Origin of the sequence: Acinetobacter sp. ASP199, from assembly GCF_022700675.1 — a bacterium.
Classification (GTDB): Bacteria; Pseudomonadota; Gammaproteobacteria; order Pseudomonadales; family Moraxellaceae; genus Acinetobacter.
In genome coordinates this window covers 3,023,026-3,048,990 of the sequence record NZ_CP062182.1, presented here as the reverse complement: position 1 = coordinate 3,048,990, position 25,965 = coordinate 3,023,026, and the positions used below count along the sequence as shown (strand labels likewise).

26 protein-coding genes, 1 rRNA gene and 1 pseudogene are annotated in these 25,965 nt (G+C 43.1%); 17 read left to right on the top strand and 11 right to left on the bottom strand.

Annotated elements, in window-relative coordinates; translation table 11 throughout:
• Window positions 1-661: 661 nt before the first annotated feature.
• The 5 genes from rpmH to mnmE all read left to right on the top strand — a co-directional run bounded on the left by rpmH (window position 662) and on the right by mnmE (window position 4,769).
• Window positions 662-796, top strand: coding sequence for a 50S ribosomal protein L34 (rpmH, locus tag IHE35_RS14640; RefSeq protein WP_000831329.1), 135 nt, complete (start codon window positions 662-664; stop codon window positions 794-796).
• A gap of 29 nt (window positions 797-825) precedes the next feature.
• On the top strand, window positions 826-1,218 hold the full coding sequence (gene rnpA, locus IHE35_RS14635; protein WP_242788330.1) for a ribonuclease P protein component: 393 nt from the start codon (window positions 826-828) through the stop codon (window positions 1,216-1,218).
• A gap of 9 nt (window positions 1,219-1,227) precedes the next feature.
• Window positions 1,228-1,548 (top strand): membrane protein insertion efficiency factor YidD, encoded by a 321-nt coding sequence (gene yidD / locus IHE35_RS14630; RefSeq protein ID WP_005233127.1) that lies wholly within the window; start codon window positions 1,228-1,230, stop codon window positions 1,546-1,548.
• A 5-nt stretch (window positions 1,549-1,553) separates the two neighbouring features.
• Entirely contained in the window at window positions 1,554-3,317 is a 1,764-nt protein-coding gene (yidC, locus tag IHE35_RS14625; protein WP_242788329.1) for a membrane protein insertase YidC, read from the top strand.
• A gap of 93 nt (window positions 3,318-3,410) precedes the next feature.
• Window positions 3,411-4,769, top strand: coding sequence for a tRNA uridine-5-carboxymethylaminomethyl(34) synthesis GTPase MnmE (mnmE, locus tag IHE35_RS14620; RefSeq protein WP_242788327.1), 1,359 nt, complete (start codon window positions 3,411-3,413; stop codon window positions 4,767-4,769).
• 59 nt (window positions 4,770-4,828) lie between these two features.
• Here the strand turns inward: mnmE and IHE35_RS14615 are convergent, their stop codons facing one another.
• Window positions 4,829-5,095, bottom strand: a complete 267-nt coding sequence (locus IHE35_RS14615) for a metal/formaldehyde-sensitive transcriptional repressor (protein WP_242788326.1) — start codon at window positions 5,093-5,095, stop codon at window positions 4,829-4,831.
• Window positions 5,096-5,151: 56 nt separating this feature from the next.
• On the opposite strand from IHE35_RS14615, the gene dmeF reads away from it, so the two are divergent.
• Entirely contained in the window at window positions 5,152-6,090 is a 939-nt protein-coding gene (dmeF, locus tag IHE35_RS14610) for a CDF family Co(II)/Ni(II) efflux transporter DmeF (RefSeq protein ID WP_242788325.1), read from the top strand.
• A 125-nt stretch (window positions 6,091-6,215) separates the two neighbouring features.
• The gene (locus IHE35_RS14605; protein ID WP_242788324.1) at window positions 6,216-6,917 is read left to right on the top strand and encodes a DsbC family protein; all 702 of its coding nucleotides are present in this window, start codon (window positions 6,216-6,218) and stop codon (window positions 6,915-6,917) included.
• A 132-nt stretch (window positions 6,918-7,049) separates the two neighbouring features.
• On the opposite strand, the gene IHE35_RS14600 is transcribed toward IHE35_RS14605, so the two are convergent.
• From IHE35_RS14600 to IHE35_RS14690, 5 genes and pseudogenes are all read right to left on the bottom strand, one after another.
• Complete coding sequence (locus IHE35_RS14600; protein ID WP_242788323.1) at window positions 7,050-7,307, bottom strand: GlsB/YeaQ/YmgE family stress response membrane protein; 258 nt, start codon at window positions 7,305-7,307, stop codon at window positions 7,050-7,052.
• 171 nt (window positions 7,308-7,478) lie between these two features.
• On the bottom strand, window positions 7,479-8,006 hold the full coding sequence (hpt, locus tag IHE35_RS14595) for a hypoxanthine phosphoribosyltransferase (RefSeq protein ID WP_242788322.1): 528 nt from the start codon (window positions 8,004-8,006) through the stop codon (window positions 7,479-7,481).
• A gap of 219 nt (window positions 8,007-8,225) precedes the next feature.
• Entirely contained in the window at window positions 8,226-9,560 is a 1,335-nt protein-coding gene (gene guaD / locus IHE35_RS14590; RefSeq protein ID WP_242788321.1) for a guanine deaminase, read from the bottom strand.
• Window positions 9,561-9,834: 274 nt separating this feature from the next.
• Window positions 9,835-10,800 (bottom strand): TerC family protein, encoded by a 966-nt coding sequence (locus IHE35_RS14585; protein ID WP_242788320.1) that lies wholly within the window; start codon window positions 10,798-10,800, stop codon window positions 9,835-9,837.
• Window positions 10,801-11,182: 382 nt separating this feature from the next.
• Window positions 11,183-11,332: pseudogene (locus tag IHE35_RS14690) on the bottom strand (sugar transporter); the annotation flags it as partial.
• A gap of 140 nt (window positions 11,333-11,472) precedes the next feature.
• Here IHE35_RS14690 and IHE35_RS14580 point away from each other — a divergent pair.
• Both IHE35_RS14580 and IHE35_RS14575 read left to right on the top strand, forming a co-directional pair.
• The gene (locus IHE35_RS14580) at window positions 11,473-11,754 is read left to right on the top strand and encodes a GNAT family N-acetyltransferase (RefSeq protein ID WP_242788318.1); all 282 of its coding nucleotides are present in this window, start codon (window positions 11,473-11,475) and stop codon (window positions 11,752-11,754) included.
• A gap of 105 nt (window positions 11,755-11,859) precedes the next feature.
• Complete coding sequence (locus IHE35_RS14575; protein WP_242788316.1) at window positions 11,860-12,153, top strand: GNAT family N-acetyltransferase; 294 nt, start codon at window positions 11,860-11,862, stop codon at window positions 12,151-12,153.
• Here the strand turns inward: IHE35_RS14575 and IHE35_RS14570 are convergent.
• Window positions 12,107-12,490: a hypothetical protein gene (locus tag IHE35_RS14570; RefSeq protein ID WP_242788314.1), complete on the bottom strand. Its 384-nt coding sequence runs from the start codon at window positions 12,488-12,490 to the stop codon at window positions 12,107-12,109. The two genes, IHE35_RS14575 and IHE35_RS14570, sit on opposite strands and share 47 nt — an antisense overlap.
• 190 nt (window positions 12,491-12,680) lie before the next feature.
• On the opposite strand from IHE35_RS14570, the gene IHE35_RS14565 reads away from it, so the two are divergent.
• Window positions 12,681-13,151: a BLUF domain-containing protein gene (locus IHE35_RS14565; RefSeq protein WP_242788313.1), complete on the top strand. Its 471-nt coding sequence runs from the start codon at window positions 12,681-12,683 to the stop codon at window positions 13,149-13,151.
• Window positions 13,152-13,214: 63 nt separating this feature from the next.
• Here the strand turns inward: IHE35_RS14565 and IHE35_RS14560 are convergent, their stop codons facing one another.
• From IHE35_RS14560 to IHE35_RS14550, 3 genes are all read right to left on the bottom strand, one after another.
• Window positions 13,215-14,297, bottom strand: coding sequence for a zinc-dependent alcohol dehydrogenase family protein (locus IHE35_RS14560; protein WP_242788312.1), 1,083 nt, complete (start codon window positions 14,295-14,297; stop codon window positions 13,215-13,217).
• A 235-nt stretch (window positions 14,298-14,532) separates the two neighbouring features.
• Window positions 14,533-15,903, bottom strand: a complete 1,371-nt coding sequence (gene mpl, locus IHE35_RS14555; RefSeq protein ID WP_242788311.1) for a UDP-N-acetylmuramate:L-alanyl-gamma-D-glutamyl-meso-diaminopimelate ligase — start codon at window positions 15,901-15,903, stop codon at window positions 14,533-14,535.
• A 51-nt stretch (window positions 15,904-15,954) separates the two neighbouring features.
• Complete coding sequence (locus IHE35_RS14550; RefSeq protein ID WP_242788310.1) at window positions 15,955-16,128, bottom strand: hypothetical protein; 174 nt, start codon at window positions 16,126-16,128, stop codon at window positions 15,955-15,957.
• A 5-nt stretch (window positions 16,129-16,133) separates the two neighbouring features.
• On the opposite strand from IHE35_RS14550, the gene IHE35_RS14545 reads away from it, so the two are divergent.
• The 4 genes from IHE35_RS14545 to IHE35_RS14530 all read left to right on the top strand — a co-directional run bounded on the left by IHE35_RS14545 (window position 16,134) and on the right by IHE35_RS14530 (window position 20,301).
• On the top strand, window positions 16,134-16,475 hold the full coding sequence (locus tag IHE35_RS14545; protein WP_242788309.1) for a DMT family protein: 342 nt from the start codon (window positions 16,134-16,136) through the stop codon (window positions 16,473-16,475).
• 196 nt (window positions 16,476-16,671) lie between these two features.
• Window positions 16,672-17,172 (top strand): 5-(carboxyamino)imidazole ribonucleotide mutase, encoded by a 501-nt coding sequence (purE, locus tag IHE35_RS14540; RefSeq protein ID WP_242788308.1) that lies wholly within the window; start codon window positions 16,672-16,674, stop codon window positions 17,170-17,172.
• A gap of 27 nt (window positions 17,173-17,199) precedes the next feature.
• Window positions 17,200-18,321, top strand: a complete 1,122-nt coding sequence (locus IHE35_RS14535; RefSeq protein ID WP_242788306.1) for a 5-(carboxyamino)imidazole ribonucleotide synthase — start codon at window positions 17,200-17,202, stop codon at window positions 18,319-18,321.
• Between the two features lie 690 nt (window positions 18,322-19,011).
• On the top strand, window positions 19,012-20,301 hold the full coding sequence (locus tag IHE35_RS14530) for a lytic murein transglycosylase (protein WP_242788305.1): 1,290 nt from the start codon (window positions 19,012-19,014) through the stop codon (window positions 20,299-20,301).
• A gap of 101 nt (window positions 20,302-20,402) precedes the next feature.
• On the opposite strand, the gene IHE35_RS14525 is transcribed toward IHE35_RS14530, so the two are convergent.
• Complete coding sequence (locus IHE35_RS14525) at window positions 20,403-21,530, bottom strand: anhydro-N-acetylmuramic acid kinase (RefSeq protein WP_242788304.1); 1,128 nt, start codon at window positions 21,528-21,530, stop codon at window positions 20,403-20,405.
• A gap of 63 nt (window positions 21,531-21,593) precedes the next feature.
• On the opposite strand from IHE35_RS14525, the gene tyrS reads away from it, so the two are divergent.
• The 3 genes from tyrS to IHE35_RS14510 all read left to right on the top strand — a co-directional run bounded on the left by tyrS (window position 21,594) and on the right by IHE35_RS14510 (window position 25,926).
• Window positions 21,594-22,826 (top strand): tyrosine--tRNA ligase, encoded by a 1,233-nt coding sequence (gene tyrS / locus IHE35_RS14520; RefSeq protein ID WP_242788303.1) that lies wholly within the window; start codon window positions 21,594-21,596, stop codon window positions 22,824-22,826.
• Between the two features lie 537 nt (window positions 22,827-23,363).
• Window positions 23,364-23,657, top strand: a complete 294-nt coding sequence (locus IHE35_RS14515) for a hypothetical protein (protein WP_242788302.1) — start codon at window positions 23,364-23,366, stop codon at window positions 23,655-23,657.
• A gap of 729 nt (window positions 23,658-24,386) precedes the next feature.
• Window positions 24,387-25,926, top strand: a 16S ribosomal RNA gene (locus IHE35_RS14510).
• Window positions 25,927-25,965: the final 39 nt, after the last annotated feature.

Sequence of the window (25,965 nt, the reverse complement as noted above, 5' to 3'; positions counted from 1 at the left end):
GTGAATCCCCTATTCATTCCATTGTTCATTCAAAAGCCATTGCCGCGCCTGAAAGCGGGTCGCCATTCTAACCAAGTTATCCACATCTGTCATGAAATATTCAGCACTAATCGTTCAAAAAAGCGCTTTTCATGCATAAATTTAAATTTAAAACCTAGTGTGGATAAGTTTATCCGCAAGCTGTGGATAAAATATACCATAAAGTTATCCACAAAGTATAAAAATTATAGAAACAGTTTTATCCACAACATAAACCTATGTTTATAAAAATAAAAAATACATTTTCCACAGAAAAACAGCTCCCTAATAGTAATAAATTTAAATTTATAAATTTGAATTTATTTATAAGAACCAAACTTTCTGTGGATAACCAGAACCAGGTTTAAATTTAAATTCAAAGCAAGAATCTAAATTTGAATTGTGCATAGTATTGTGGATAAATCTGTTGATATAGATGTTAATAACTAAAATATAATTTTAAAACAATTATTTATATTGTGGTTAACTATTTTATTTACTCTTTGACTACACCATTTGAAAAGTATCAGGCAAGCCAATACCCAGACTAATTTGAAAAGAAATATGCTTTTGCATTGACAGCTCAAGCAATGAGCACTAAAATCGCGGACCTTCATAGAAAGATCATTTTTGGAGTTTCGACATGAAACGTACATTCCAACCATCTGAATTAAAGCGTAAACGCGTTCATGGTTTCCGTGCTCGTATGGCTACTAAAGCTGGTCGTCAAGTTCTAGCTCGCCGTCGTGCAAAAGGTCGTCACAGCTTAACTGTTTAATCAGTTAGGCTTCGCCGACTTTGGGTGATATGACAACACTTTATGGTTTTGGCACAGAGTTACGATTACGCTGTGCTGCCGATTATAAAGGTGTCTTTGATGGTGCGCTTTTTAAAGTGCATCAACCCCATTTCTTATTTCTTGCAAAACATTCCGAACTGCCAAATAGCCGTTTGGGTTTAGTTGTTGCCAAGAAAAAAGTGCGCCGTGCGCACGAACGAAATCGAGTAAAACGTCTTGCTCGCGAAAGTTTTCGCCTGTATCAACAGCAACTCAGCGATCTGGATATTGTCGTGATGCCTAAAGTGGGTATCGAAGCAGTGCCGAATGCCGAATTGCACCAGCAACTACAATTTGCCTGGCAGAAACTCAACCGTCTTGCCAAAAAGCATACAAAAATAGCTCCCTCCCCACAAAAGTAGAGATGGCCAATGGTACGTTTACTGCATTGGTTAATACGTTTCTATCAGATTGCGATTAGTCCTTTATTGGGACCACGCTGTCGCTATATTCCAACATGTTCTCAATATTCCTTGGAAGCAGTCCATACACATGGAGCTGTGCGTGGTGTGTGGCTGGCTACTAAACGTATTTGCCGTTGTCATCCGTGGGGTGGCTCAGGATATGATCCTGTTCCCCCGAAAGCGATTCGTTTTATTTCATTTCAGCAAATAGATTCTCAAACGCTTCACGTTGCTGTACCCTTTCGTGATCGTTTATTGAACCAAAATCACTCTAACCACTTGGGGTAATACATATGCAACAATGGGCCAGGATTGCAATTCTCGGGGCTATGTTTGTTGTCGCATATTTGCTCATTTTGGCGTGGCAAAAAGATTATGGAAATGCGGAAACTCAACCTCAGCAGGAAACTGCAGTTGTATCGCAAGAAGTGTCAGCAGATTTGCCAAATGCTCAGACGGCGACAGCCGCTTCTGACGTGCCACAAGCAAATGTTCCAGCGCAGCAAGCCACGGATGCTACAGCACCTGTAAGTCAGCAGCTTATTTCAGTACAAACTGACCTTTATCATCTTTGGATTAATCCTAAAGGTGGTGATATTGTTCGTGTTGAATTACTCAATCATGACAAAAACAAAGACAGCGATGAACCTTTCGTCATGCTGGAAAGCGATGCGAAACGTACCTATGTCGCGCAGTCAGGTTTAATTGGTCTAAATGGACCGGACAGCAGCCGTAATGGTCGTCCAAGCTATGAGCTGGAAAAAACTGCTTATAGCCTGGCAGATGCCAAGGCAGTCAAAAACAAAGATGGCGAGAATGTAAAAGTTCTGTCTGTGCCAATGGTATTCAAGACTGCAGATGGTGTAGAAATCATCAAAACTTTCAATTTTACTGAAGGTGAATATCCAGTTGTCGTGAACCACAAGGTGATCAACCGCAGTGGACAGGCTTGGCAAGGTCAAATGTTTGGCCAGATCAAGCGTGACAATTCTGAAGATCCAGGCAAATCTGATCAAGGTATCTTTACTTTAGGTACTTTCTTGGGTGGCGCTTGGGGTACCCCGGATGAGCATTACAACAAGTTGAAATTTGACAACTTTGTTGAAGAAAAGCTTAGCACTGAAGCCAAAGGTGGCTGGGTTGCGATGGTTCAGCACTACTTTGTGAGTGCTTGGGTACCAGGTAACCTGAAATTGACACAGGGCAATGGTGAGGCCTATACGGCGAAGCTGGAATCACGTAAGTCAACTGATAACATGAATATCATTGGCTTTACTTCTCCAACCTTCAATGTACCTGCTGGAACTGTGGCTGAAATTGATGCGACCTTCTATTCTGGCCCAAAAATCCAGTCAGAGCTGAAAGATCTGGCAACAGGTTTGAACCAGACTGTGGATTATGGCTGGTTATGGCCAATCGCTAAACTGCTATTCGTTGGTCTGGAATTCTTTCACGGCTTAGTGGGTAACTGGGGCTGGGCAATTATTCTATTGACCATTTTGGTGAAACTGATCTTGTGGCCATTGTCGTCGAAGAGCTACCGCTCGATGGCGAAAATGCGTGTGATTGCGCCAGAAATGCAGCGTATGAAAGAAGAGTTCGGTGAAGACCGTATGCGCTTCTCTCAAGAGATGATGGCACTGTACAAACGTGAGCAGGTCAATCCGCTAGCAGGCTGTTTACCGCTGTTGCTACAAATGCCAATCTTCCTGGCATTGTACTGGGTACTCATGGAATCTGTGGAACTGCGTCATGCACCATGGATGCTGTGGATTCAGGATTTATCTTCAATGGATCCGTGGTTCATCCTGCCATTGTTGATGGGTGCGACCATGTATATCCAGCAGTCATTGAACCCACAACCAACTGACCCGATGCAGGCCAAAGTGTTCAAGATTATGCCGGTGATCTTTACAGTATTCTTACTGTTCTTCCCTGCTGGTCTTGTGCTTTACTGGATTGTGAACAACCTGATTACGATCTTGCAGCAAGGTTTGATCAATAAAGCTGTTGCCAAAGACCGTGCACAACGTGAAGGTGAAACGCCAGCAAACTAAGTGTTGCTGACGGGCTGAATAAATCCGCTTAAGATGGTAATCTTAGGCGGATTTTTTTTGGCTGTACTTTTTGTTCTTCTGCAGGTGAATTTTATGCTCAACCCAACCACTACGATTGCTGCGATTGCGACACCACCAGGGCGTGGCGGCGTTGGGGTGATTCGTCTGTCTGGTCCAAAATCTTATGAGATTGCCCAGGCTCTGACCCAGAAAGAATTGCCCAAAGCCCGTTTTGCCGGTTTCCGTCAGTTCTATGATGCGGCGGGTGAAGTGATGGATGAGGGGTTGGCGATCTGCTTCCCGAATCCAAATTCTTTCACTGGTGAAGATGTGGTGGAATTGCAAGGCCATGGCGGTCCGGTCATCCAGAATGCCCTGCTCGCACGCTTGCTGGAACTTGGGGCAACAGCAGCCAAAGCGGGTGAATTCTCGATGCGTGCCTTTGAAAATGGCAAGCTGGATCTGGTCCAGGCTGAGGCGATTGCTGATTTGATTGATGCGACATCGCAAGCGGCTGCACGTTCTGCGGTACGTTCCCTGCAAGGTGCATTCTCGACCAAGGTGAATACAGTATTAGAACAGCTGATTCATCTGCGTCTGCATGTGGAGGCGGCAATTGATTTCCCTGAGGAAGAAATTGATTTTTTGGCGGATGGCAAGATTTTAAATCTGCTGGATGGTGTTGCTGTTGCAGTAACTCAAGTACAGCAATCAGCCCGTCAGGGACAGTTACTGCGTGAAGGTTTACAGGTGGTGATTGCTGGTAAACCGAATGCGGGTAAATCATCCTTACTAAATGCCTTGGCTGGGATTGAACGCGCGATTGTGACCGATATTGCGGGTACCACCCGTGATGTTCTGCATGAAAAAATCACTTTAAATGGTCTGCCAATTACCCTGACCGATACCGCAGGTCTGCGTGAAACGGGCGATATCGTGGAAAAAGAAGGGATTCGCCGTGCGATCAAGGAAATTGAACAGGCAGATCTGCTGTTGCTGGTATATGACCTGAGTCAAGGGGATGACCCCTTACAACTGGCGCAAGAATATTTTGCTGAGCATATCGAGCCGAAACGTCTGATGCTGATTGGGAACAAAGCAGATTTGACCGGTGCTGAAGCTGTTATCGGAGATTTGCAAGGTTTTCGTCATATCACCGTCTCAGCCAAGCAGGAAACTGGGGTGCAATCGCTCATAGACGCGATTACAGCGCATGCAGGCTTCCAACCAGAAGAAGATACCTTTATTGCGCGTACCCGTCATTTAGACGCAATGAAGCGTACACAGCACTATCTTGCTGAAGCACGTGAACAACTGGTGGTATATAACGCAGGTGAGTTAGTCGCTGAGTCATTACGTTTGGCACAGAATGCTTTAGGTGAAATCACCGGTGACTTTAGTGCGGATGACCTGCTAGGTAAGATTTTTGGATCGTTCTGTATTGGAAAGTAATTTTCAAGTTATATAAAAAAGCCCTCGATTGAGGGCTTTTTTACACAAAACGAAAATATTCAGCCATAACGCTTGAGCAGTTTTAAAAAATCCTGAAGATCCTGTTCATTGACGGCTTCTGGATCCTTGATGACATGTTCTATAAGATGCTCCTCAATCAGTTCATTCATCAGGCCATTTACAGCACCCTTGATGGCAGCGACCTGTTGCAGCACGTCAATACAGCTGGGTTCAGGCTGTGTCAGTGAGGCTTCCACGGCATGAATCTGACCTTTCAAGCGTCGTACACGATTTAATATTTTTTTATCTTCATGCAAATGACTCACCACAAGTCTCCAAAAATAAATATACTAAGGGGGAGTATATAAATAAGACCACTCGAATGCAAAATAATAGCGCTTCACAGCACAAGCATCAGTTTGATCAAGGCAATCCGCTGGCACAGAAAAAAATACTGTTTGCCACCATTCTGACTGCCGTGATGATGGTATTTGAGATTATTGGTGGGTGGGTCTTTCAATCCATGGCCTTGCTGGCAGATGGCTGGCATATGAGTTCTCATGTTCTGGCCTTAGGTCTTGCCTTTGCTGCTTACAAAGCTGCACGTCATTATGCCGATGATCCACGCTTTAATATGGGGACTTGGCGTATTGAAATTCTGGCGGGTTATAGCAGTGCCATCATGCTATTGGTGATCGCGGGCTTCATGGCTTTTCATTCGATTGAACGCCTGTTTGCTCCAGTGGAGATTCATTATAATGAAGCCATTCCGATTGCCATCCTGGGACTACTGATCAATCTGGTCTGCGCTTGGTTACTGCATGATGGTGGACACCAACATTCTCATGGACATCACCACGATCATGAGCATAGCCATTCTCATGAACATGACCTGAACCATCAGGCAGCATTTATGCATGTAGTCGCTGATGCCCTGACTTCAGTCTTTGCCATCATTGCCCTGCTCGCCGCTAAGTATTTTGGCTGGGATATTCTGGATGCTGTGCTCGGGATTGTTGGATCAATCCTGGTAGCACGCTGGTCTATTGGTTTATTGAAACAGACCGCAAAGACCCTGATAGATGCCGATATGGATGCACCAGTGGTAGATGAAATCCGTGAAGTAATCGCGGAGTTTGGTCCTGCAGTAAAAATGACTGACCTGCATGTTTCCCGCGTGGGTAAAGGCAAGTTTGCCTGTTTTGTGGCGCTGGATACCACGCTGGATTTAAGTCCTGATCAGGTACGCGATGCTATTTCTATTCACGAAGAAATCGTGCATATTTCTGTAGAAATTAATCCAGTTCCCTCTGTTTCCTAAGCAGTTTATGTTCCACGTGAAACAGTAAAAAAAGATCGAACTATGACACTACATAAATCATCTGATTTTTCTGCATGAAACGCATAGAATCAGCACTACTTTACTCTGACATGAGCGGGAGATTCATGCTGAAACCTACCCTATTGCTGGCTATCACCGCCTTGGCTTCGAGCCTGAGCTTTGCCGATATCAATACAGTCAAAGCCAATCTGGCCAAAAACAGCCCGGACCTGAAAATTGAAAATCTTCAAGCTACGGAAATGAAAGGGATCTATAGTGCTTCTATGGATGGACAGGTAGTTTACCTGAATGAGGATGCCAAGCATCTCATAGGTGGTTCTATGATTCGCCTTGCCGATAAGCAGAATCTTACCCGTGATCTGGTGTTGAAACAGAACAGTATCGACTGGAAAAAGCTGCCTTTACAGGATGCATTAAAAACAGTACGAGGAACCGGTAAACGTCAGCTGGCTATCTTTTCTGACCCAAATTGCCCATATTGCAAACAGCTTGAAGTAGAACTTAAAAAGCTCAATGACGTGACGATTTATACTTTTGTTCTGCCATTAAAAGCTCAATCTATAGCCCCTTCACGACAGATTTATTGTGAAAAAAATCCGGCTCAAGCCTGGGAAGATCTGATTAGCAAAGCTATTCAGCCTAAATCCACTAAACGCTGTACCAATCCGGTAGAGCGTAACTTGGCCTTGGCTAAATCCCTGGATATTCAGGGGACACCAGCAATTATTTTCTCGAATGGTTTTAAAGTCATGGGTGCCTATCCAGCTGAACAGATTGAAAAAATTCTTACAGAACTTGGTCTGTAATCTTAACTTTCTCGTTAACCTAAAGTGTATTGAGAGCAGAAGGTTTGAATTGAATCTTTAAAAACCAGCAATAAAAAAGCACCCGATCAGGTGCTTTTTTCAATGTAAAACAGACATTATTCAATTAAATATTCAGACAGTTTTGCGTTTGGTAATCATGTTGTAGATAAACAGAATGATGATGGCACCAATCACCGAAGCGATAAAGCCTGCCGCCGAACCTTCCTCATAAAGACCCAACATACGACCGCCATAGGTGGCAAGTAATGAACCGGCAATCCCCAGTAGGGTTGTCATAATGAAGCCTGCCTTGTCATCTCCAGGATGGATCGCACGCGCAATTAAACCTGCGATAAAACCAATAACAATTGCAACTATAAGTGACCACATATGCATGCTCCTTTCTTATCATGTCTTTGTTTTTAAGTCATGTTCAGGAATAATCATCGGATAAATCAATTCTTTAATCTAGCGAAGTCCTGAAACGGAATGTTAGCTTTTTGTTCATGTGAAGCAGACATAAAAAAAGTGGCTTTTCGCCACTTTTTCAAGTCGAATCTGTTAAAGACCAATTTCACCAATAAATGGAATATGGCGATATTTTTGATCATAGTCGAGGCCGTAGCCGACAATAAATTTGTCTTCAACTTCAAAGCCAAGGAACTGCACGTCCAGATCAATTTCACGGCGTGAAGGTTTACTTACCAAGGTACACAGCTGAATCGAGTTCGGGTTACGGGTTTGCAGGATTTCCAGCACTTTGCTTAAGGTATTGCCTGAGTCAATAATGTCCTCGACCACCAGTACATCTTTACCATGGATCTCACCGTCCAGATCTTTCAGGATTTTGACATCACGGCTTGAGGTTGTACCACCACCATAGCTGGATACAGTCATGAAATCGAGTTCATGCGGCTTGGAAATGGCACGACATAAGTCCGCCATGAAGATCACTGAACCGCGTAACAAACCGATGAGCACAAGCTCTTTGTCACTATTGGCATAGTGTGCATCGATTTGAGCACCAAGCTCTTTGACTTTAGCTTGAATTTCTTCAGCGGAAATCATTACGCTCATTTGAACGGTCATGGGTAGATACCTAAAAAAGTAAAAATAGCAAAATAAAAAAGGTGTTGACCTGCAACACCTGATATATCAGCAATTTTAATACATCCAGTAGACAGATGCACCTGTTTTGCCCTGTGTTAATGTAATCAATTTTTAGGCAATTGTGAATCACGCTTGAGTAAAAAAGCACAGCCAATTGCTACTACAGATAACATGAACCAAGTGCGACGGCGTGATTTTTCAGGCTTTTTCCTGAGCTGCTGCTTTGACATATACCGCTTCTCCATAAACATAAGTCGCTGCAATATTACGGTCATCACCAAGCATGATCAGTGCAAAAAATGCATCTTCAATATTTTTGGCTCTACTTTGACGTAACTGTTGTAACGCCGTTGCATTCAGATCCAGTACCACAAAGTCGGCTTCTTTCCCAATATTAAAATTACCCAAGCGATCGTCCAGGCTCAGGGCTTTGGCTCCTCCCAGTGTCGCATGATAGAGCGATTCAAAGGCAGACAGTTTATCGCCTTGCAACTGTTGCACCTTATAGGCTTCATTCAGTGTTTGCAGCTGGTTAAAGGATGTACCAGCACCGATATCGGTACCCAGTCCAACTTTCACCTGCTTATCCCAGGCTTTTTTCAGGGGAAATAAACCACTACCGAGAAACAGATTGGAAGTCGGACAGAAAGCAATTGCCGAGTCGGTCTGCTGCATGCAATCCCACTCCGGCTCTTCCAGATGCACGCAATGGGCAAATACCGATTTAGCGCCAGTCAGGCCATAGTGATGGTAAACATCCAGATAACCTTCACGTTCCGGAAAGAGTTCTTTTACCCAGGCAATCTCATTCTTGTTTTCACTAAGATGGGTATGCACATAGACATCCGGATATTTCGCTTTGAGTTGTCCGGCTTTTTTTAGCTGTTCTGGTGTTGATGTTGGGGCAAAACGTGGCGTGATGGCATACAGGTTACGACCCTTACCATGCCATTTTTCAATCAACTTTTTAGAATCGGTATAAGCAGATTCTGCAGTATCGGTGAGTGCTTCGGGGGCATGACGATCCATCAGCACCTTTCCGGCAATCAGGCGCATATTACGCGCAGTCGCTGCATTAAATAAAACATCTACGGATTGTGGATGTACGCTACAAAATACCAGTGCGGTAGTCGTTCCATTTTTAAGTAATTCTTCTACAAAAAACTCGGCAATTTTTTCTGAATAAGCTGGATCCTGGAACTGAATTTCAGTGGGGAAAGTATAAGTATTTAGCCATTCCAGAAGCTGTTCGCCATAAGCACCAACCATTTCGGTTTGTGGGAAATGGATATGGGTATCAATGAAACCTGGCACGATCAGCTGCTCTGGATAATGAGTCACCTGCACGCCTTCAGGCAGATGCTGCTGGCCTTCATCCCAGTTGCCAAACCATTGAATCTCACCATTCTGGCTGATGAGTAAACCATCTTCTACATATCGCACTTGGTCGTGAATTTCACGCGCTTGGGCAACCGTATTCTTGATATCCAGGAAGCGACCGCGTACTGCCGTCATTGCAATGATAGAAGACATTTAAAACCTGCGCTTTGTTATTTTTTCGGTTGATTGTACCTGATATTTTTCACTTAAACTGTATCGTGTTTACGCAGGTCAAATATGGTCAAGAAACTGTAATAAGTTAGAGATAAATAGCCTCAGGATCGCAGGGGCATTGATGATATGTTTGCCTTTTACTTCATTCATGCAGGTACAATTTCTTTGCTCATTGGTCAAATTAGACAACATAGGCGATATAAAAAAGCCTTCCAGAAGGAAGGCTTTTCTTGGTTTTAAGCTATTTAAATGTTTATAGTTGATGAATATTATATTTCTTGTTGTGACGAATCGACATGAAGGCAGTAATGGCTAGCACCAATACAATCACACTTAAAGAAATCCAGATTGGCATATGGAATACATCCAGCATCAACATTTTGAAGCCAATAAAGACCAGAATCACACCCAGACCATATGGCAGGTAATACATTTTCGAAGCTGCACCTGCTAGCAAGAAGAACATGGCACGCAGGCCCAAAATTGCCATCAAGTTTGCGGTTAAGACAATAAATGGATCCGTAGTCACTGCAAAGATGGCAGGAATCGAATCTACAGCAAAGATCACGTCTGATGCTTCGACCAGAATTAACACCAGAAAGAGTGGCGTTGCCCATAACAGGCCATCTTTACGCACAAAGAATTTATTGCCTTCAAGTTGCGGGGTCAGGCGCAAATGTTTACGCAGCCATTTTAAGATCGGCATGTCTTCAATATTGCTGGGTTCATCATTATGGCCGCGCAGAAATTTATAGCCGGTGTAAACCAGAAAGGCACCAAACAGATAGAGAATCCAGGAGAATTCCTGTACGAACCATGCACCAATAAAGATGAAAATCGTTCTCAGGACAATTGCCCCGAGTACCCCATACAGTAACAGCTGACGCTGTAAGGCAGGCGGAATGGCAAAGGCTGCAAAGATCATCAGCCAGACAAAAACATTATCGATTGCCAGTGATTTTTCCAGCAAATAACCGGCAAAGTATTCCATGACTTTCTGGTTGGCAATGACCGCCCCTGCCGTCTGTTCCAGATATAGCCACAGACCACCACCAAACAGGACTGCCATGGTGACCCAGGCAATACTCCAGTAGGCTGCAGTACGGACTTTAACTTCCTTACCATGCTGATGCTTAAAGCCGATGAAATCAACCGTCAGCATGACGGCGATAATTCCGAAAAAAATAAGATACAGCCAGAGCGTACCAATTGTTTCCATGTGTATTCTCCACATCGGACAATTGGCCATAAAAAAACCTCGACCAGTTGTCTGATGAAAAACATCTATAACAACATGATCAAGGTCTTGCCTACATCGTACTGTTTTAATTTTGCATAGTTAATTTTGCATAATTATAGTGACGATGCTCAGATACCGACTTTTTGCAAAGTGTAATGACGATATTCTGACACGTTTAAATCACTCAATAGAGACACTTTAAACGTTTGGAGGAGGCTACTCCCCTTGTTCAAACTCAATTCTTTTTGAGCAAAAGCTCAATGTGAATAAAGCATGACAGATTTTAAGCAGAGACACAATTTTATTTACAAAAATCATCGATTAAGAACGTAAAAAATCAGGACGTTTTACCAGGGAAAACAAAGCTGTGTTCTATATCGCTCAGTAACACTACTGAAATAAATTCGGTTGTGTTAAAGATAAAGGCAGCACACGCCAAGGCAATTACACAGATTCATAGGCGTGTGATAGAAAGGGATTTGGGTAGAAGCGGATATGAGGGATGATTCATACAGGATCGGCACATTTTATGCTTTTGACAGAAAACTTCACATGAGGCTGGCTGTAATTTGACTCAGCGGAATTAAAAAAATTGCAACATTGTAAAGCTGAGGACTATGGCAGTCTGACATAAAATCTTGAGGTAAACCTATGCAGATTGAACACCAGGAACAAGGAACTAAAGGTGAATGGTATGTGGTGCAGAAAGACCAGCGCCTGGCAGAGATGACATATTCCCGGGCAGGTGATGATAAGTTCATTATTGATCATACCTGGGTGGATGACAGCCTACGCGGGCAACGTGTTGGACAGCAGCTGGTTGAAGCTGCGGTCAGTTTTGCCAGAGCACATGCTCTGAAAATTATTCCACTCTGCCCTTTTGCCAAGTCGGTGTTTGATAAAAATGAAAGTATACGGGATGTACTTCAATAGGACTTCATCTAACTCAAAGATGGGACTAAACATCTATAGAAGTTTAATGGATGAGGATATGACGATATAACAGGTTAATCCTGGATTAGTACAACAGGTAAGAAAATGAGCAACATTAAACATCAGGACTCAAAGCGCGGCGGTGTATTTTATATGGAAGACCAAGGCCAGCGCGTGGCAGAAATTACTTATCAATGGCGTGAACCGGACACTATTGTCGCTGACCATACCTGGGTCTCACATGCGCTGCGTGGCAAAGGTGTGGCCCGCAAGATGCTGGATATTCTGGTGGAATTTGCTCGTCAGAAACAGCTAAAAATTATTCCACAATGCTCCTATGTGCATGTCATGTTCAAACGTGATCGGAATTTACATGACGTAGCGACTTTGGCTTTTTAAACCACCCGGTTGGAATAAGCCGATTCAGATTAGTAAAAGACAATAAGCCCTGTTTATGGGCTTTGGGCAGTTTATAAAGTAGAATGCCACTGAATAGTCCTAATCCCATCCAGACAATCTGCTCATACTGCTGCAGCATGAGCAAAATAGCGATGATCAGGGAGATGCTGGTCTGAAAAAAGGCACGATGATCCACATACTTCAGTAGTGCCCAGGTTAATAACAGGGTACTGATCAGCATATTAATTTCACGTTGCAAGCTCCAGCTATGCAACACGATGACTAGCGCGAAACACAGACATAACAAGCTTAACGTGATGAAAAGATCTTTTAGCATGTTTCACCCTCATTAAAATCATTATCATTCGAATAATTATTTTTCAATGATGTCTCTTTAATTTTTAATAATTTAGCTACAAATTGCAAACTGAAAACAATGTAAGACATAGCTGATATTTGATTAAAAAATAATCTAAATCCCAGGTGTTGATTCTAAAATCAATACTTGTAATTTGAGGGAATCATCCATGCTACAACTCTGTTATGCCAGTGAGCGTGTCGAAACAGAACAAGATTTATTACAAGACTTGAGTGATATTTTAGCAATTGCACGAAAGTTCAATTATGAACATCAGATTTATGGGGCGTTGTATTATGCTCAAGGGAAATTTTTCCAGTGCTTGCAGGGTGAAGCTGAGATTGTAGAACAGCTTTTTCAACGTATTTCGAAAGACCGTCGGCATCAGCAGGTCTATCGTTTTGCTGATACAACCGTGGAAGCGCCAAGCTTTGCTGCATGGTCTATGAAATATGTACATAAGCATAGCGAGATTGCTTCGTTCTTTTCCAAGTTGGGTCATAGCAGTTTTCAGCCGCATTATTTAGATCCACAGGATCTGGATAGCTTGCTTGAGATCCTATATCGGGTTGACGAAAATCATCAACAGCTGGTTTCACCAAAGGGTTATAAACAACGTGGTTATGTTCCTTATTTCTAAATTAAGCAGTATAAAAAAGCCCGCAATGCGGGCTTTGGTTTTATGAACAGAATGAGTCATGAATCAGTAATCAATCATGACTTTTAAGGCTTTTTCATCAGCCGCATGTTTAAACACATCATAGGCCTTTTCAAATTCATCAAATTTAAAATGATGGGTCGCCAGTTTTTCTAGTGGCAGTTTGCCTGAACAGCAGGTTTTGAGCAGCATGCCAGTGGTATTGGCATTTACCAGACCTGTGGTAATGGTCAGGTTCTTAATCCACAGTTTATTCAGTTCAAAATTCACCGATTTACCATGCACACCGACATTGGCGATGTGCCCGCCTTCTTTGACTATGTGCTGGCAGATATTCCAGGTCGCTTCCAGACCGACTGCTTCAATGGCACAATCTACACCACGGCCATCAGTCATATCCAGTACCCGTTGAATTGCATCTTCATTGGCAGAATTCACGCTATGGGTTGCACCCACAGTTTTAGCAAATTCCAGCCGGTTATCATCCACATCGACCATAATGATATTGGCAGGTGAATAAAATTGTGCTGTCAGCAGGCAACTCATCCCAATTGGTCCTGCACCGACAATGGCGACATTGTCCCCCGGTTTGACATCGCCATATTGCACGCCAATTTCATGTGAGGTGGGCAGGATGTCAGACAGGAAGACTGCTACATCTTTATTTAATCCGTCTGGTAGGTGATACAGTGAGGTGTCAGCAAACGGTGTACGGACATATTCTGCATGGGTTCCGTCAATCATATAGCCCATAATCCAGCCACCCTCATTTCGGCAGTGGGCATACAGTTGTTTCTGACAGTTTTCACAGGTACCGCAGCGGCTGACACAGGAAATAATCACCTGATCGCCCTTTTTGAAATTTTTGACTGCTGAACCGACTTCTTCAACAATACCAATGCCTTCATGACCGAGAATCCGGCCATTAAAACTGCCGGTTTTTTCTTTTGCCACCTCTTCAATTTCGGGGTTTTTACCTTTCCAGATTCCGAGGTCTGTTCCGCAGATCGTGACTTTGGTGAGCTTGATAATGGCATCATCAGGTTGCAGGATTTGTGGGACGGGACGTTCTTCAAAACGGATGTCATTGGCGCCATAGTAAACCATTGCTTTCATTGTATTTGACATGGCAACTATCCTTCTTAATGATTATTGTGAAAGATTGGCAGTCGTGATTACTGTAACGACTGTCAGCTGAGAAAGATGCAATGGTTTTAAGCTAACAAGATTCTAGGATGAGATCATTGGTAAAATAGTTAATTCCTTAAAAAAATTAAGTATTTTTTAAGGTTAAAAAAGGACCGTAGCCATCTGTCTACGGTCCTTGAAAAGTCTTATGCAATAAAAGACTAAAAGTATTTATTTAGATATCTGACTGTAAGGCACGAATCAGTTTCTGATGCAAGCCGCCAAAACCGCCATTGGACATGATCACCACGGCATCGCCCTCGTCTGCTTCAGTCACAACAGTTTGAATGATTTCATCCAAAGTACGTGCTATGACAGCTTTATTTGGCGCAGCTTCAATCACAGGTTGCAGATCCCAGTCCAGGCCTTCCGGTTGATACCAGATCACTTCATCAGCCAGACGTGCTGAATAAGCCAAGCCATCTTTATGACTGCCCATACGCATGGTATTGGAACGCGGCTCAATGATCGCCCAAAGCTTACGTTCACCCAGACGCTTGCGCGCGCCGTCGAGGGTCGTATCAATTGCAGTCGGGTGATGGGCAAAATCATCATAGACTTCAATGCCACGCACCGTATCTAGCAGCTCCATACGGCGTTTTACACCGCCAAAATTGGAGAGTGCTTCACAGGCAGTTTCAATGGATACACCGATATGCTCAGCAGCAGCAATGGTTGCCAAAGCATTGGCAACTGAATGCTGTCCAGTCATATTCCATTTCACTTCACCTTTTAACACACCATGCTGTAGCACCTTGAAATGTGAACCATCGGCAGACAGTTGCTCAGCATAAAGTTCAGCTTTTTCATTGGCATCCAGTGAAGTACGAATCACAGGTGTCCAGCAGCCCTGCTCCAGGACTTCATCGATATTTGTTTCAGTAATTGGTGCAATAATGCGACCTTCACTTGGAATGGTACGTACCAGGTGATGGAACTGCTTTTGAATCGCTGCCAGATCATCAAAGATATCGGCGTGATCAAATTCCAGATTATTCAGAATTGCAGTTTTAGGATGGTAATGCACGAACTTGGAGCGCTTGTCGAAGAAAGCAGAATCGTATTCATCGGCTTCTACACAGAAGTATTTGCCGCCACCTAAACGCGCGCTTTCAGAAAAACCAAGTGGCACCCCACCAATCAGGAAGCCTGGCTCTAACCCCGCCTGATCCAGTACCCACGCCAGCATCGTTGTCGTTGTTGTTTTACCATGGGTGCCTGCTACACCCAACACGTGTTTACCTTGCAATACGTGATCTGCAAGAAATTGTGGACCTGAAATATAAGGCAGGCCTTCATTGAGCATGTATTCCACAGCATCAATACCACGCTTCATCGCATTGCCAACAATGACCAGATCTGGATGTGGTTGTAGATGGCTACGGTCATAGCCCTGCATTAAAGTAATGCCTGCATTTTCCAGTTGGGTCGACATCGGTGGATACACGTTCTGGTCTGAACCTGTCACCTTATGTCCAAGGTCTCGCGCTAGTAAGGCCAGCGAGCCCATAAAGGTGCCACAAATGCCCAAGATATGCAGATGCATCTACTTCACTCCATTTTGTACTGACACATCACTTTGTTTGCTGTGCTGTTGTCATGATTTATTCGATTTACCGGCAACGATAGCAAGGCTTTGCGGGAAAAGATAGGCATTCTGGCGTGATTTTTTATGTGAAGAAACGATACCAGGTGGGATAAAAAACCAAGGTTCACGATTATCTTTTGCTGTAATAATCCGTAAAATATCCTGTAAATTTTCTACTGGCATCTGCTATGTTCTGGCCCCTGCTCCTGCTTGTTTGTGCAAACTGCTTTATGACGTTGGCCTGGTATGGTCATCTAAAATTTTTGCCACATGATGCCCCAATGTGGAAGATCATTTTATTTAGCTGGATCATTGCCTTATTTGAATATAGCCTGATGATTCCTGCAACACGGCTGATGGCACAACACGGTCTGGCAGTCGGTCAGATGAAGATCACGCAGGAAGTGGTGACGCTACTGGTTTTTGTGCCCTTTATGCTATTTATGTTTAAACAGCCGTTTAAACTGGATTATCTCTGGGCGGGATTATGTCTATGTGGCTGTGTCTATTTCGTGTTCCGTAGCCCCTAATCTACTAAAGTGGTGTACTTCCCTATTTTTATTCCAGATTTTAGGATTTCATTAAAAAAATAAGAAAAATCGGGTCTTGCTTTGACCGTTAAATTTTATGAAGCTGAATTTTCAGTCTATAATAGACCCTCCTATTAAAGCTTGGCTCTCTCGTCGAGATTTATCTTCTTTACTTTAATCTCTGGAAAAATTTGCAATGAACGCGGCTGCTCCACTAGTAGGTATTATCATGGGTTCTCAGTCAGACTGGGCAACTCTCGAACACACAGCCAATATGCTAAAGCAACTTGGTGTTCCTTTTGAAGCCGAAGTGGTTTCTGCACACCGTACTCCTGACCGTTTGTTTGAATATGCTGAACAAGCACGTGATCGCGGCATCCAAGTCATTATTGCCGGTGCTGGTGGTGCTGCGCATTTACCAGGTATGTGTGCGGCGAAAACTGATCTTCCTGTACTTGGTGTGCCAGTAAAATCATCAATTTTAAACGGCGTTGATTCATTGCTTTCAATTGTACAAATGCCTGCCGGTATTGCAGTGGGTACGTTGGCGATTGGTCCTGCGGGTGCAACAAATGCGGCAATTATGGCGGCGCAAATTCTCGGTTTAACACGTCCGGACATCGCAAAAAATGTTGCAGATTTCCGTGCGGCGCAAACTGATAAAGTTGCAAGCAACAACATTCCAGGTCAAAACTAAAGCCAAGCTTAATACGGGACATTCATCATGGATAAAACCATCGGTATTTTTGGTGGCGGTCAACTGGGTCGCATGATGGCGCAAGCTGCCTTACCTTTGAATATTCAATGCACCTTCTTTGAAGCGAGCACGGACTGCCCTTCAGCAGCGTTGGGTCAAGTGATTTCAACCAAAGCGGAAAATGGTCTGCAAGATTTCATCGCAAGTGCAGATGTCTTCAGCCTTGAGTTTGAAAATACGCCATTGGCAGATGTAGATGTATTGACGCAAAGCAAACAGCTTCATCCACCACGTCAGGCGTTGGCAATTGCACAACATCGTTTGTCTGAAAAAGCCTTGTTTGATGAACTTGCGATTCCGGTTGCGCCGTATAAAGCAGTGACTTCATTGGACAGCTTAAAAGATGCAGTGGCTGAACTGGGGCTGCCAATCGTACTGAAAACCTCGCGTGGCGGTTACGATGGTAAAGGTCAGTTCGTATTGCGTACAGCTGATCAAATCGATCAAGCATGGGCAGAACTTGGCCCTGCGGGTGAATTGATTGCAGAAAGCTTTGTGACCTTCTCGCGTGAAGTGTCAATCATTGCGGTACGTGGTCAAAATGGTGATGTGAAAACATGGCCATTGGCTGAAAACCACCATCACAATGGCATCCTGTCACACTCGATTGTGCCTGCACCGAACAGTGCAGATCTACAGCCTGTGGCGCAAGATTACATCACTCGCCTGCTCAATCATTTGAACTATGTAGGTGTGTTGACACTTGAATTGTTTGTGACAGATAAAGGTTTGTATGCCAATGAGATGGCACCACGTGTACACAACTCAGGTCACTGGTCGATTGAAGGTGCGGTATGTTCGCAATTTGAAAACCACATTCGCGCCGTGGCAGGTCTGCCTTTAGGTTCAACCGATATTATTCGCCCAAGTATTTTGGTGAATATTATTGGTCAGCATCCAAAGACTGAAGATGTATTGGCCTTAGAAGGTGCGCATTTGCATCTGTATAACAAGTCAGAGCGCGAAGGTCGTAAGATTGGTCACATTACGTTGATGCCAAATGACAGTGCAGAATTGACAACCTTATGTCGTCAATTAGCGAAGATTTTACCGAATCCTTTAGCATTAAGCGAAGATATGACCATCTAAACTTGAACTTGCTGATAAAAAAAGCGATCACACCAGTGGTCGCTTTTTTATTTGTTTGCTTTCAGGCATGATTGCGCCTCTTTGAAAATCCCCTGCTATTGGTCGGATGGATTTTTGAAAAAACGTATAATAATTATACAATTAACATCACATTGAAAAGCTCATGATGTGAATGATGATCAGAGCTTCTATCAAGCGGAAAGCATCAGATTTGAATTTAAAAAGGTGTTTTAAATTCAAACAAAAATAAAATATGAATTTAAATTCATAAAATAAATTCAAATGAGAGTATTTGAATTTAGATTTTAAATTTAAAACAATAAATTTAAAAACCAGGAAATGAATTCAAAGTTTTGAATTTAAAAATTCCTCTTCTATTTTTTATAAATGAATTTAAATCTTAAGTATCTGAAATTACGTATTCTTAAGCGGGTAGATGGTTAGTTATCCATATAGTCTGTTTTGAATTTAAAAGGCTGGCAATACGGGTTTTGAATTTAAATTTAAAAAATTGATTCAAATTTGAATTTAAAGTAACTTGTGGATAAGTTTTTAAATTCAAAACTTACAAATAAATTTAAAAATGAAGAAAATATGAATTTAAATTTTACGTATTTAGGCTTTAATTTTATCCACAAGCTGATAAGGTGAATAGGAACATAATGCGAAATATAAGTATTTAAGGGTACTATGCAACGGCTTGCACTTTTTCTTGGCTCAATCGTTTTGGCTGCTTCTCAGGCACAGGCTGAACTGATTATTAATGGACAGCGTGTGAGTGCATCAGAACTGTCCTCGAGTCTTGGCATCTCTACGCCAAATTCCAGCTCATTTCAAAGCTGTCTGGCTGGATTAAAATCCCAGGCACTCGCTAAAGGTGTCTATGCAGCGACCTATGACCGATATACTCAAAATTTGACCCCTGATTATTCTGTAATTGAAAGACTCAACTATCAGCCAGAATTTTCAACGCCAATTTGGGATTATCTGTCTGGTCTGGTCGATGAAGAACGTGTGCAGCAGGGCCGTCAGAAATTACAGCAGCATCGCGACGTATTAAATCGAGTTAGTGCTGCTTATGGTATTCCGGCTGAAACTGTAGTGGCAGTCTGGGGCGTGGAAAGTAATTATGGTGATATTTCCGGTCAATATCCTTTGTTGCAGGCGCTCGGTACTTTGAGCTGTGAAGGTCGTCGACAAAGTTATTTCCGTGGTGAGTTCTTTACCACCATGAAGTTATTGCAACGCGGTGATGTCTATGAAAACCAGCTTAAAGGTTCATGGGCAGGAGCTTTTGGTCATACCCAGTTCATGCCATCCACTTATGATGAACTGGCGGTCGATTTTGATGGTGATGGGCGTCGTGATTTAGTTGGAAGTATTCCAGATGCCTTGGCTTCAACAGCCAACTTCTTGAAAAAACGCGGCTGGCAAAGCGGGCAGCCTTGGGGCTTTGAAGTAAAAATTCCACAAGGTATGTCTATCTCAGGCGAAGGTCGTCGTAATAAAACATCTCTGAGTAGTTGGATAAATCGTGGTGTGGTACGTGCTGATGGCACTCCGCTATTACAAGGGAATTTATCGGAATCTTCTCAGGCTGGTTTATTGGCACCTGCCGGTGCTAATGGCCCGTTATTTTTAGTGTTTAAAAATTTCGATGCTATATATAGTTATAATGCAGCCGAAAGCTATGCTTTAGCCATTGCACATCTGTCAGATCGTTTACAAGCTAAAGGTAGTTTTGTTCAGTCGTGGCCGACTGATGATGCTGGCACATCACGTGCAGAACGTCGAGAGATTCAGCAATTCCTTTTAAATCGTGGTTATGACATTGGTGCGGTGGATGGTTTGATTGGCGATAAAACCCGTCAGGCGATTCGACAGGAACAAATTCGTTTAGGCTTAAATCCAACCGGACGGGCAGGTCAGCAGATTTTGCGTGCTTTCAGAAATGAAAATGCCAAACTGATGATGCAATAACAGAGATTGAAAAAAAGGTCTGCAATAATGCAGACCTTTTTTAATGACTATTTTTTTAAGTAACTATATATAGTCATGTAAATAATATGGTTAAGCAGGGCTTAGATGGCAGTAATGGTACCGAGCACACGATAACCTGAAGCACCGGTCACAGCCGGCAGGTTACCACTCAGCTGGTTTATAAAGCGCATCGCCAGCCAGGCAAAAGCAGTACCTTCGACCCAAGTTGGATTTAAGCCTAATTCAGCTGTAGTTTGCACACTCCAGTGATGTTTACGCAAACGCCAGCGCAGCTGTTCCAGTAGATGTGAATTATAAGCACCACCTCCACAAACATAGACTTCACCCGTATCCAGACCAGAACGATAAATCGCTTTTTTAATCGCACGTGTGGTGAGCTTCATGAGCGTTGCCTGAACATTTTCAGGGGTATCTTCCAGCTCGTCATATTCTAAAGCACTGCGCCAATCGGCAATCTGTTCATCCAGCCATTCCAGGTTAAAGTCTTCACGGCCGGTACTTTTAGGGGGTTCTTTGGAGAAAAATGCATGTTCCTGCAAACGATCTAACAGGCTACGGATTGGCGTACCATAAGCTGCCCAATTGCCATTTTCATCAAAAGGCTGACCGGTATAACGCTGACACCAAGCATCCATCAGAATATTAGCCGGTCCAGTATCAAAGCCATAAACTTGATCCGGTTGACCCGCAGGTAGAATACTGACATTGGCAATACCACCTAGATTCAGAATTACACGGTGAATGCTGTCATGCTGAAAAATATCCTGATGGAAAGCCGGAACCAGAGGTGCACCCTGACCACCAGCCGCCAGATCACGACGACGGAAATCGGAAATTACCGGAATCCGGGTGATTTCTGTAATGATATTTGGATCGCCAATTTGTAGAGTAAAACCGTGTTCAGGGCGGTGGCGAATGGTCTGCCCATGTGAGCCAATCGCCTTGATCTGCGAACGATCCAGATTATTTTTTTCAATCAGCTCATTAATACCATGACCAATCATCTGTGCCAGAGCAACATCTGCTTTACCCATGCGGTCAATTTCATTATCGCCGGGCAGTGTGAGTGCCATCAGTTCATCACGAAGATCATGATCAAAAGGCAAGGTGAGGGTGGCGTGAAGCTGGAGTGGATCAAAAGAAGCAGCAACAATATCGACACCATCCATGCTTGTGCCGGTCATTACCCCAATATAGATCGCTGTCATGGTTATTCTTAAGCCTGCAATGTGCTGAAAAAGTGTTAGTATATCGCACAAATTGAATAACTGATGTATTTAGGTTTTGTGATGTCAAATTTCCTGCCGGCTGAAGAACAACTTGCCCTCATCCAACGAGGCACACACGAAATTATTTCTGAAGAAGATCTTCTGAAGAAATTAAAGCAGAATCGTCCACTAAAAATTAAAGCGGGTTTTGACCCAACTGCACCTGACTTGCACTTAGGTCATACTGTCCTGATCAATAAGCTAAAAGTATTCCAGGACTTGGGCCACGAAGTTTTCTTCCTGATTGGTGACTATACTGCGATGATTGGTGACCCAACCGGCAAAAGCGCAACACGTCCACCATTATCACGTGAACAGGTTCTAGAAAACGCAAAAACTTATCAAGAACAAGTATTTAAAATTCTTGATCCAAACAAAACCAAAGTGGTGTTCAACTCTGAATGGTTTGCACAAAAAACTGCGGCTGATTTAATTCAATTGGCATCGCAGCAAACTGTTGCGCGTATGCTTGAGCGTGATGACTTTACCAAGCGTTATAACAACCAACAACCGATTGCGATTCACGAATTCTTGTATCCACTGGTACAAGGTTATGACTCTGTAGCGCTTGAAGCAGACGTAGAGCTGGGTGGTACAGACCAAACCTTTAACCTGTTAATGGGTCGTACGTTGCAAGGTCGTTATGACCAAGAAGCACAAGTATGTATTACTGTACCAATTCTTGAGGGTTTAGATGGCGTTAACAAGATGTCTAAATCTTTAGGTAACTATATTGGTGTGTTTGATGCACCGGGTGCAATGTATCAAAAAGTGCTTTCAATGCCGGATTCACTGATTGAACGTTACTTTGATCTTTTAAGTTTTAAATCAATTGAAGAAATCCAGCAGTTGCTTAAAGAAGTGGCTGAGGGTCGCAATCCACAAGAAGTGAAAAAGATTCTTGCACTTGAACTGGTTGAGCGTTTCCACGGTGCGGAAGCAGCAGCCAATGCACATAAAGGTGCAGGTAACTTAATTACTGAAGGTGAACTTCCAGAAGGTACACCTGAAATTACCATTTCACTGAGCGAGTTTGGTGGTGAAATCTTTATTACGTCGATTCTGCGTGAAGCAGGTCTGACTAAAAACTCGGCACAAGCTAAAGATGCACTTGGCCGTGGTGCGGTAAAAGTAGATTGGAAGCCAGTTGATACAACTTTTTCTGTGAAAGAAAACGTGACTTTGATTGTTCAGGCAAGCAAAAAAGCCATCGCAAAAGTAACTTTTGTTGACTAAGATTTTTTCTAAGTTATTGAATTAAAAGCAGGCTTCGGCCTGCTTTTTTTTATGGATCCCTATATTTAAAAATCAAATAAGCAAATTCAAAAAAAACCTTATAAAAACAAGAGTTAAATTTTTCCGAATCCCTTGCGTTTCCCTATTATTATGTATAAGATTTATTCATCTAGAGAATTCGCTTTAAGCACATCTAGAGGGTAGTGGTAATAACAACTAACTCCACAACTTATATAGTCTCTTCACCAAGAGACTTTTTTTTAAGATACTAAAGCAAATAACTATAATAATGACATAATGGATCGGGTAAAGATTCAACTCTAAGGGAGAGATTTTGGGAGAGATCTCTTCCTTTTTTATTGGCAAAATTTCCCCTTTCTTTTCGATATTTTCTTTTAAACATCACACTTTTTATTTGCTTTAAATTCAGCGAAGATCGCTGGATGGATACTGACATTCAGAAAATTATTAGTATGCTGATCATATGAGGTCTCAAAGAAGATCTATAAATTAAAAATAAGAGGGTAAGCAGTGTTTATGTATCATTATCAGACTCAGGATATTTTTGATCAGGAAATTGATTTCATTTTACGTTTTCTATTTGAATACGATACGCCTGAACAGAAACAGCAATCCTTTGACCATGCACATGCTTTATTACAGCAATTAGATCTTGCATCACACTATCCGTTATTTTCATTAGTCAAAGAGCGATTGCCACGTCGGGCTAAATTGTTATTTGCTGCTGAGGACTATAAAGGTAAAAAAGAAGTGATTGAGGAAGTCATGCATCACTGGTTGGGGCATAAGCATCGCCAATACGCAGCTTAATAGTCTTAACATGCTATTTAGCTTTATATAGGGGCTAAATCAGGTTTTGTAACTTATATAGAGCTTAATAAAGCTGATTTAGCGATTTTTACTTTTTAAAACCTCAAATTAGAAAGAAAGGCTGGTGTAAAAGCAGCAAACTGACTTTCCTGATGTGGCCTATATCTATAAGTCGGGTAGAAAACAGTAAAATATGTAAGCTGATATAAGAGAGTTTTGGAAAATTTTAAATACAGAGCTGAAATTTCACGGTCTAATTAAAAATCAGTACGTTTTTGAGAGCTATTAGGTCTTAATGAAAATGCCTGTTTTAAAATGAATTGCACTGAATACAGGTTTTATTTGAATAAAACGGTCAAAATTTAGATAAAAAAGCGATTTTTTAGTGGTTTTCGTAGAAAAAAGATACATACGTGAAAAATATAGTGAATTGGGGGTTGCAATGATTCTGAAATCCTCTAGAATGCACCCATACCGACGAGATACACGGAAACGAACGAAGCAGATTGCTAAGTTGTTAAGTGTTTCAAGTCCAGCTTCTAGCACTGACGAGGTGTTAGAAAGATCATTAAGAGATTATGAAGAACAACTTGTGTGGATTTTTACTGGTTGATCAATCGAATATATTTTCATTGATAATTGGTAGAAATTTCTCGAAGTTTATTTGAGCAAATTTTTTGTCAGTAATTGATGAGCCAAGATTGGTACACTATATGTACTATTGATTTTAAACTGAAGAGTTTGATCATGGCTCAGATTGAACGCTGGCGGCAGGCTTAACACATGCAAGTCGAGCGGGGTGAAGGTAGCTTGCTACTGGATCTTAGCGGCGGACGGGTGAGTAATGCTTAGGAATCTGCCTATTAGTGGGGGACAACGTTCCGAAAGGAACGCTAATACCGCATACGTCCTACGGGAGAAAGCAGGGGACCTTCGGGCCTTGCGCTAGTAGATGAGCCTAAGTCGGATTAGCTAGTTGGTGGGGTAAAGGCCTACCAAGGCGACGATCTGTAGCGGGTCTGAGAGGATGATCCGCCACACTGGGACTGAGACACGGCCCAGACTCCTACGGGAGGCAGCAGTGGGGAATATTGGACAATGGGCGGAAGCCTGATCCAGCCATGCCGCGTGTGTGAAGAAGGCCTTTTGGTTGTAAAGCACTTTAAGCGAGGAGGAGGAACTCTAGATTAATACTCTAGATGTTTGGACGTTACTCGCAGAATAAGCACCGGCTAACTCTGTGCCAGCAGCCGCGGTAATACAGAGGGTGCGAGCGTTAATCGGATTTACTGGGCGTAAAGCGTGCGTAGGCGGCTTTTTAAGTCGGATGTGAAATCCCTGAGCTTAACTTAGGAATTGCATTCGATACTGGAAAGCTAGAGTATGGGAGAGGATGGTAGAATTCCAGGTGTAGCGGTGAAATGCGTAGAGATCTGGAGGAATACCGATGGCGAAGGCAGCCATCTGGCCTAATACTGACGCTGAGGTACGAAAGCATGGGGAGCAAACAGGATTAGATACCCTGGTAGTCCATGCCGTAAACGATGTCTACTAGCCGTTGGGGCCTTTGAGGCTTTAGTGGCGCAGCTAACGCGATAAGTAGACCGCCTGGGGAGTACGGTCGCAAGACTAAAACTCAAATGAATTGACGGGGGCCCGCACAAGCGGTGGAGCATGTGGTTTAATTCGATGCAACGCGAAGAACCTTACCTGGCCTTGACATACTAAGAACTTTCCAGAGATGGATTGGTGCCTTCGGGAACTTAGATACAGGTGCTGCATGGCTGTCGTCAGCTCGTGTCGTGAGATGTTGGGTTAAGTCCCGCAACGAGCGCAACCCTTTTCCTTATTTGCCAGCGGGTTATGCCGGGAACTTTAAGGATACTGCCAGTGACAAACTGGAGGAAGGCGGGGACGACGTCAAGTCATCATGGCCCTTACGGCCAGGGCTACACACGTGCTACAATGGTCGGTACAAAGGGTTGCTACCTCGCGAGAGGATGCTAATCTCAAAAAGCCGATCGTAGTCCGGATCGCAGTCTGCAACTCGACTGCGTGAAGTCGGAATCGCTAGTAATCGCGGATCAGAATGCCGCGGTGAATACGTTCCCGGGCCTTGTACACACCGCCCGTCACACCATGGGAGTTTGTTGCACCAGAAGTAGGTAGTCTAACCGTAAGGAGGACGCTTACCACGGTGTGGCCGATGACTGGGGTGAAGTCGTAACAAGGTAGCCGTAGGGGAACCTGCGGCTGGATCACCTCCTTAACGAAAGATTGACGATTGGTAAGAATCCACAACAAGTTG

Bases quoted from the DNA above. Each gene is read 5' to 3' on its own strand.
- rpmH (WP_000831329.1), top strand. From the start codon at position 662: ATGAAACGTACATTCCAACCATCTGAATTAAAGCGTAAACGCGTTCAT.
- rnpA (WP_242788330.1), top strand. From the start codon at position 826: ATGACAACACTTTATGGTTTTGGCACAGAGTTACGATTACGCTGTGCT.
- yidD (WP_005233127.1), top strand. From the start codon at position 1,228: ATGGTACGTTTACTGCATTGGTTAATACGTTTCTATCAGATTGCGATT.
- yidC (WP_242788329.1), top strand. From the start codon at position 1,554: ATGCAACAATGGGCCAGGATTGCAATTCTCGGGGCTATGTTTGTTGTC.
- mnmE (WP_242788327.1), top strand. From the start codon at position 3,411: ATGCTCAACCCAACCACTACGATTGCTGCGATTGCGACACCACCAGGG.
- dmeF (WP_242788325.1), top strand. From the start codon at position 5,152: ATGCAAAATAATAGCGCTTCACAGCACAAGCATCAGTTTGATCAAGGC.
- IHE35_RS14605 (WP_242788324.1), top strand. From the start codon at position 6,216: ATGCTGAAACCTACCCTATTGCTGGCTATCACCGCCTTGGCTTCGAGC.
- IHE35_RS14600 (WP_242788323.1), bottom strand. From the start codon at position 7,307: ATGTGGTCACTTATAGTTGCAATTGTTATTGGTTTTATCGCAGGTTTA.
- hpt (WP_242788322.1), bottom strand. From the start codon at position 8,006: ATGACCGTTCAAATGAGCGTAATGATTTCCGCTGAAGAAATTCAAGCT.
- guaD (WP_242788321.1), bottom strand. From the start codon at position 9,560: ATGTCTTCTATCATTGCAATGACGGCAGTACGCGGTCGCTTCCTGGAT.
- IHE35_RS14585 (WP_242788320.1), bottom strand. From the start codon at position 10,800: ATGGAAACAATTGGTACGCTCTGGCTGTATCTTATTTTTTTCGGAATT.
- IHE35_RS14580 (WP_242788318.1), top strand. From the start codon at position 11,473: ATGCAGATTGAACACCAGGAACAAGGAACTAAAGGTGAATGGTATGTG.
- IHE35_RS14575 (WP_242788316.1), top strand. From the start codon at position 11,860: ATGAGCAACATTAAACATCAGGACTCAAAGCGCGGCGGTGTATTTTAT.
- IHE35_RS14570 (WP_242788314.1), bottom strand. From the start codon at position 12,490: ATGCTAAAAGATCTTTTCATCACGTTAAGCTTGTTATGTCTGTGTTTC.
- IHE35_RS14565 (WP_242788313.1), top strand. From the start codon at position 12,681: ATGCTACAACTCTGTTATGCCAGTGAGCGTGTCGAAACAGAACAAGAT.
- IHE35_RS14560 (WP_242788312.1), bottom strand. From the start codon at position 14,297: ATGTCAAATACAATGAAAGCAATGGTTTACTATGGCGCCAATGACATC.
- mpl (WP_242788311.1), bottom strand. From the start codon at position 15,903: ATGCATCTGCATATCTTGGGCATTTGTGGCACCTTTATGGGCTCGCTG.
- IHE35_RS14550 (WP_242788310.1), bottom strand. From the start codon at position 16,128: ATGCCAGTAGAAAATTTACAGGATATTTTACGGATTATTACAGCAAAA.
- IHE35_RS14545 (WP_242788309.1), top strand. From the start codon at position 16,134: ATGTTCTGGCCCCTGCTCCTGCTTGTTTGTGCAAACTGCTTTATGACG.
- purE (WP_242788308.1), top strand. From the start codon at position 16,672: ATGAACGCGGCTGCTCCACTAGTAGGTATTATCATGGGTTCTCAGTCA.
- IHE35_RS14535 (WP_242788306.1), top strand. From the start codon at position 17,200: ATGGATAAAACCATCGGTATTTTTGGTGGCGGTCAACTGGGTCGCATG.
- IHE35_RS14530 (WP_242788305.1), top strand. From the start codon at position 19,012: ATGCAACGGCTTGCACTTTTTCTTGGCTCAATCGTTTTGGCTGCTTCT.
- IHE35_RS14525 (WP_242788304.1), bottom strand. From the start codon at position 21,530: ATGACAGCGATCTATATTGGGGTAATGACCGGCACAAGCATGGATGGT.
- tyrS (WP_242788303.1), top strand. From the start codon at position 21,594: ATGTATTTAGGTTTTGTGATGTCAAATTTCCTGCCGGCTGAAGAACAA.
- IHE35_RS14515 (WP_242788302.1), top strand. From the start codon at position 23,364: ATGTATCATTATCAGACTCAGGATATTTTTGATCAGGAAATTGATTTC.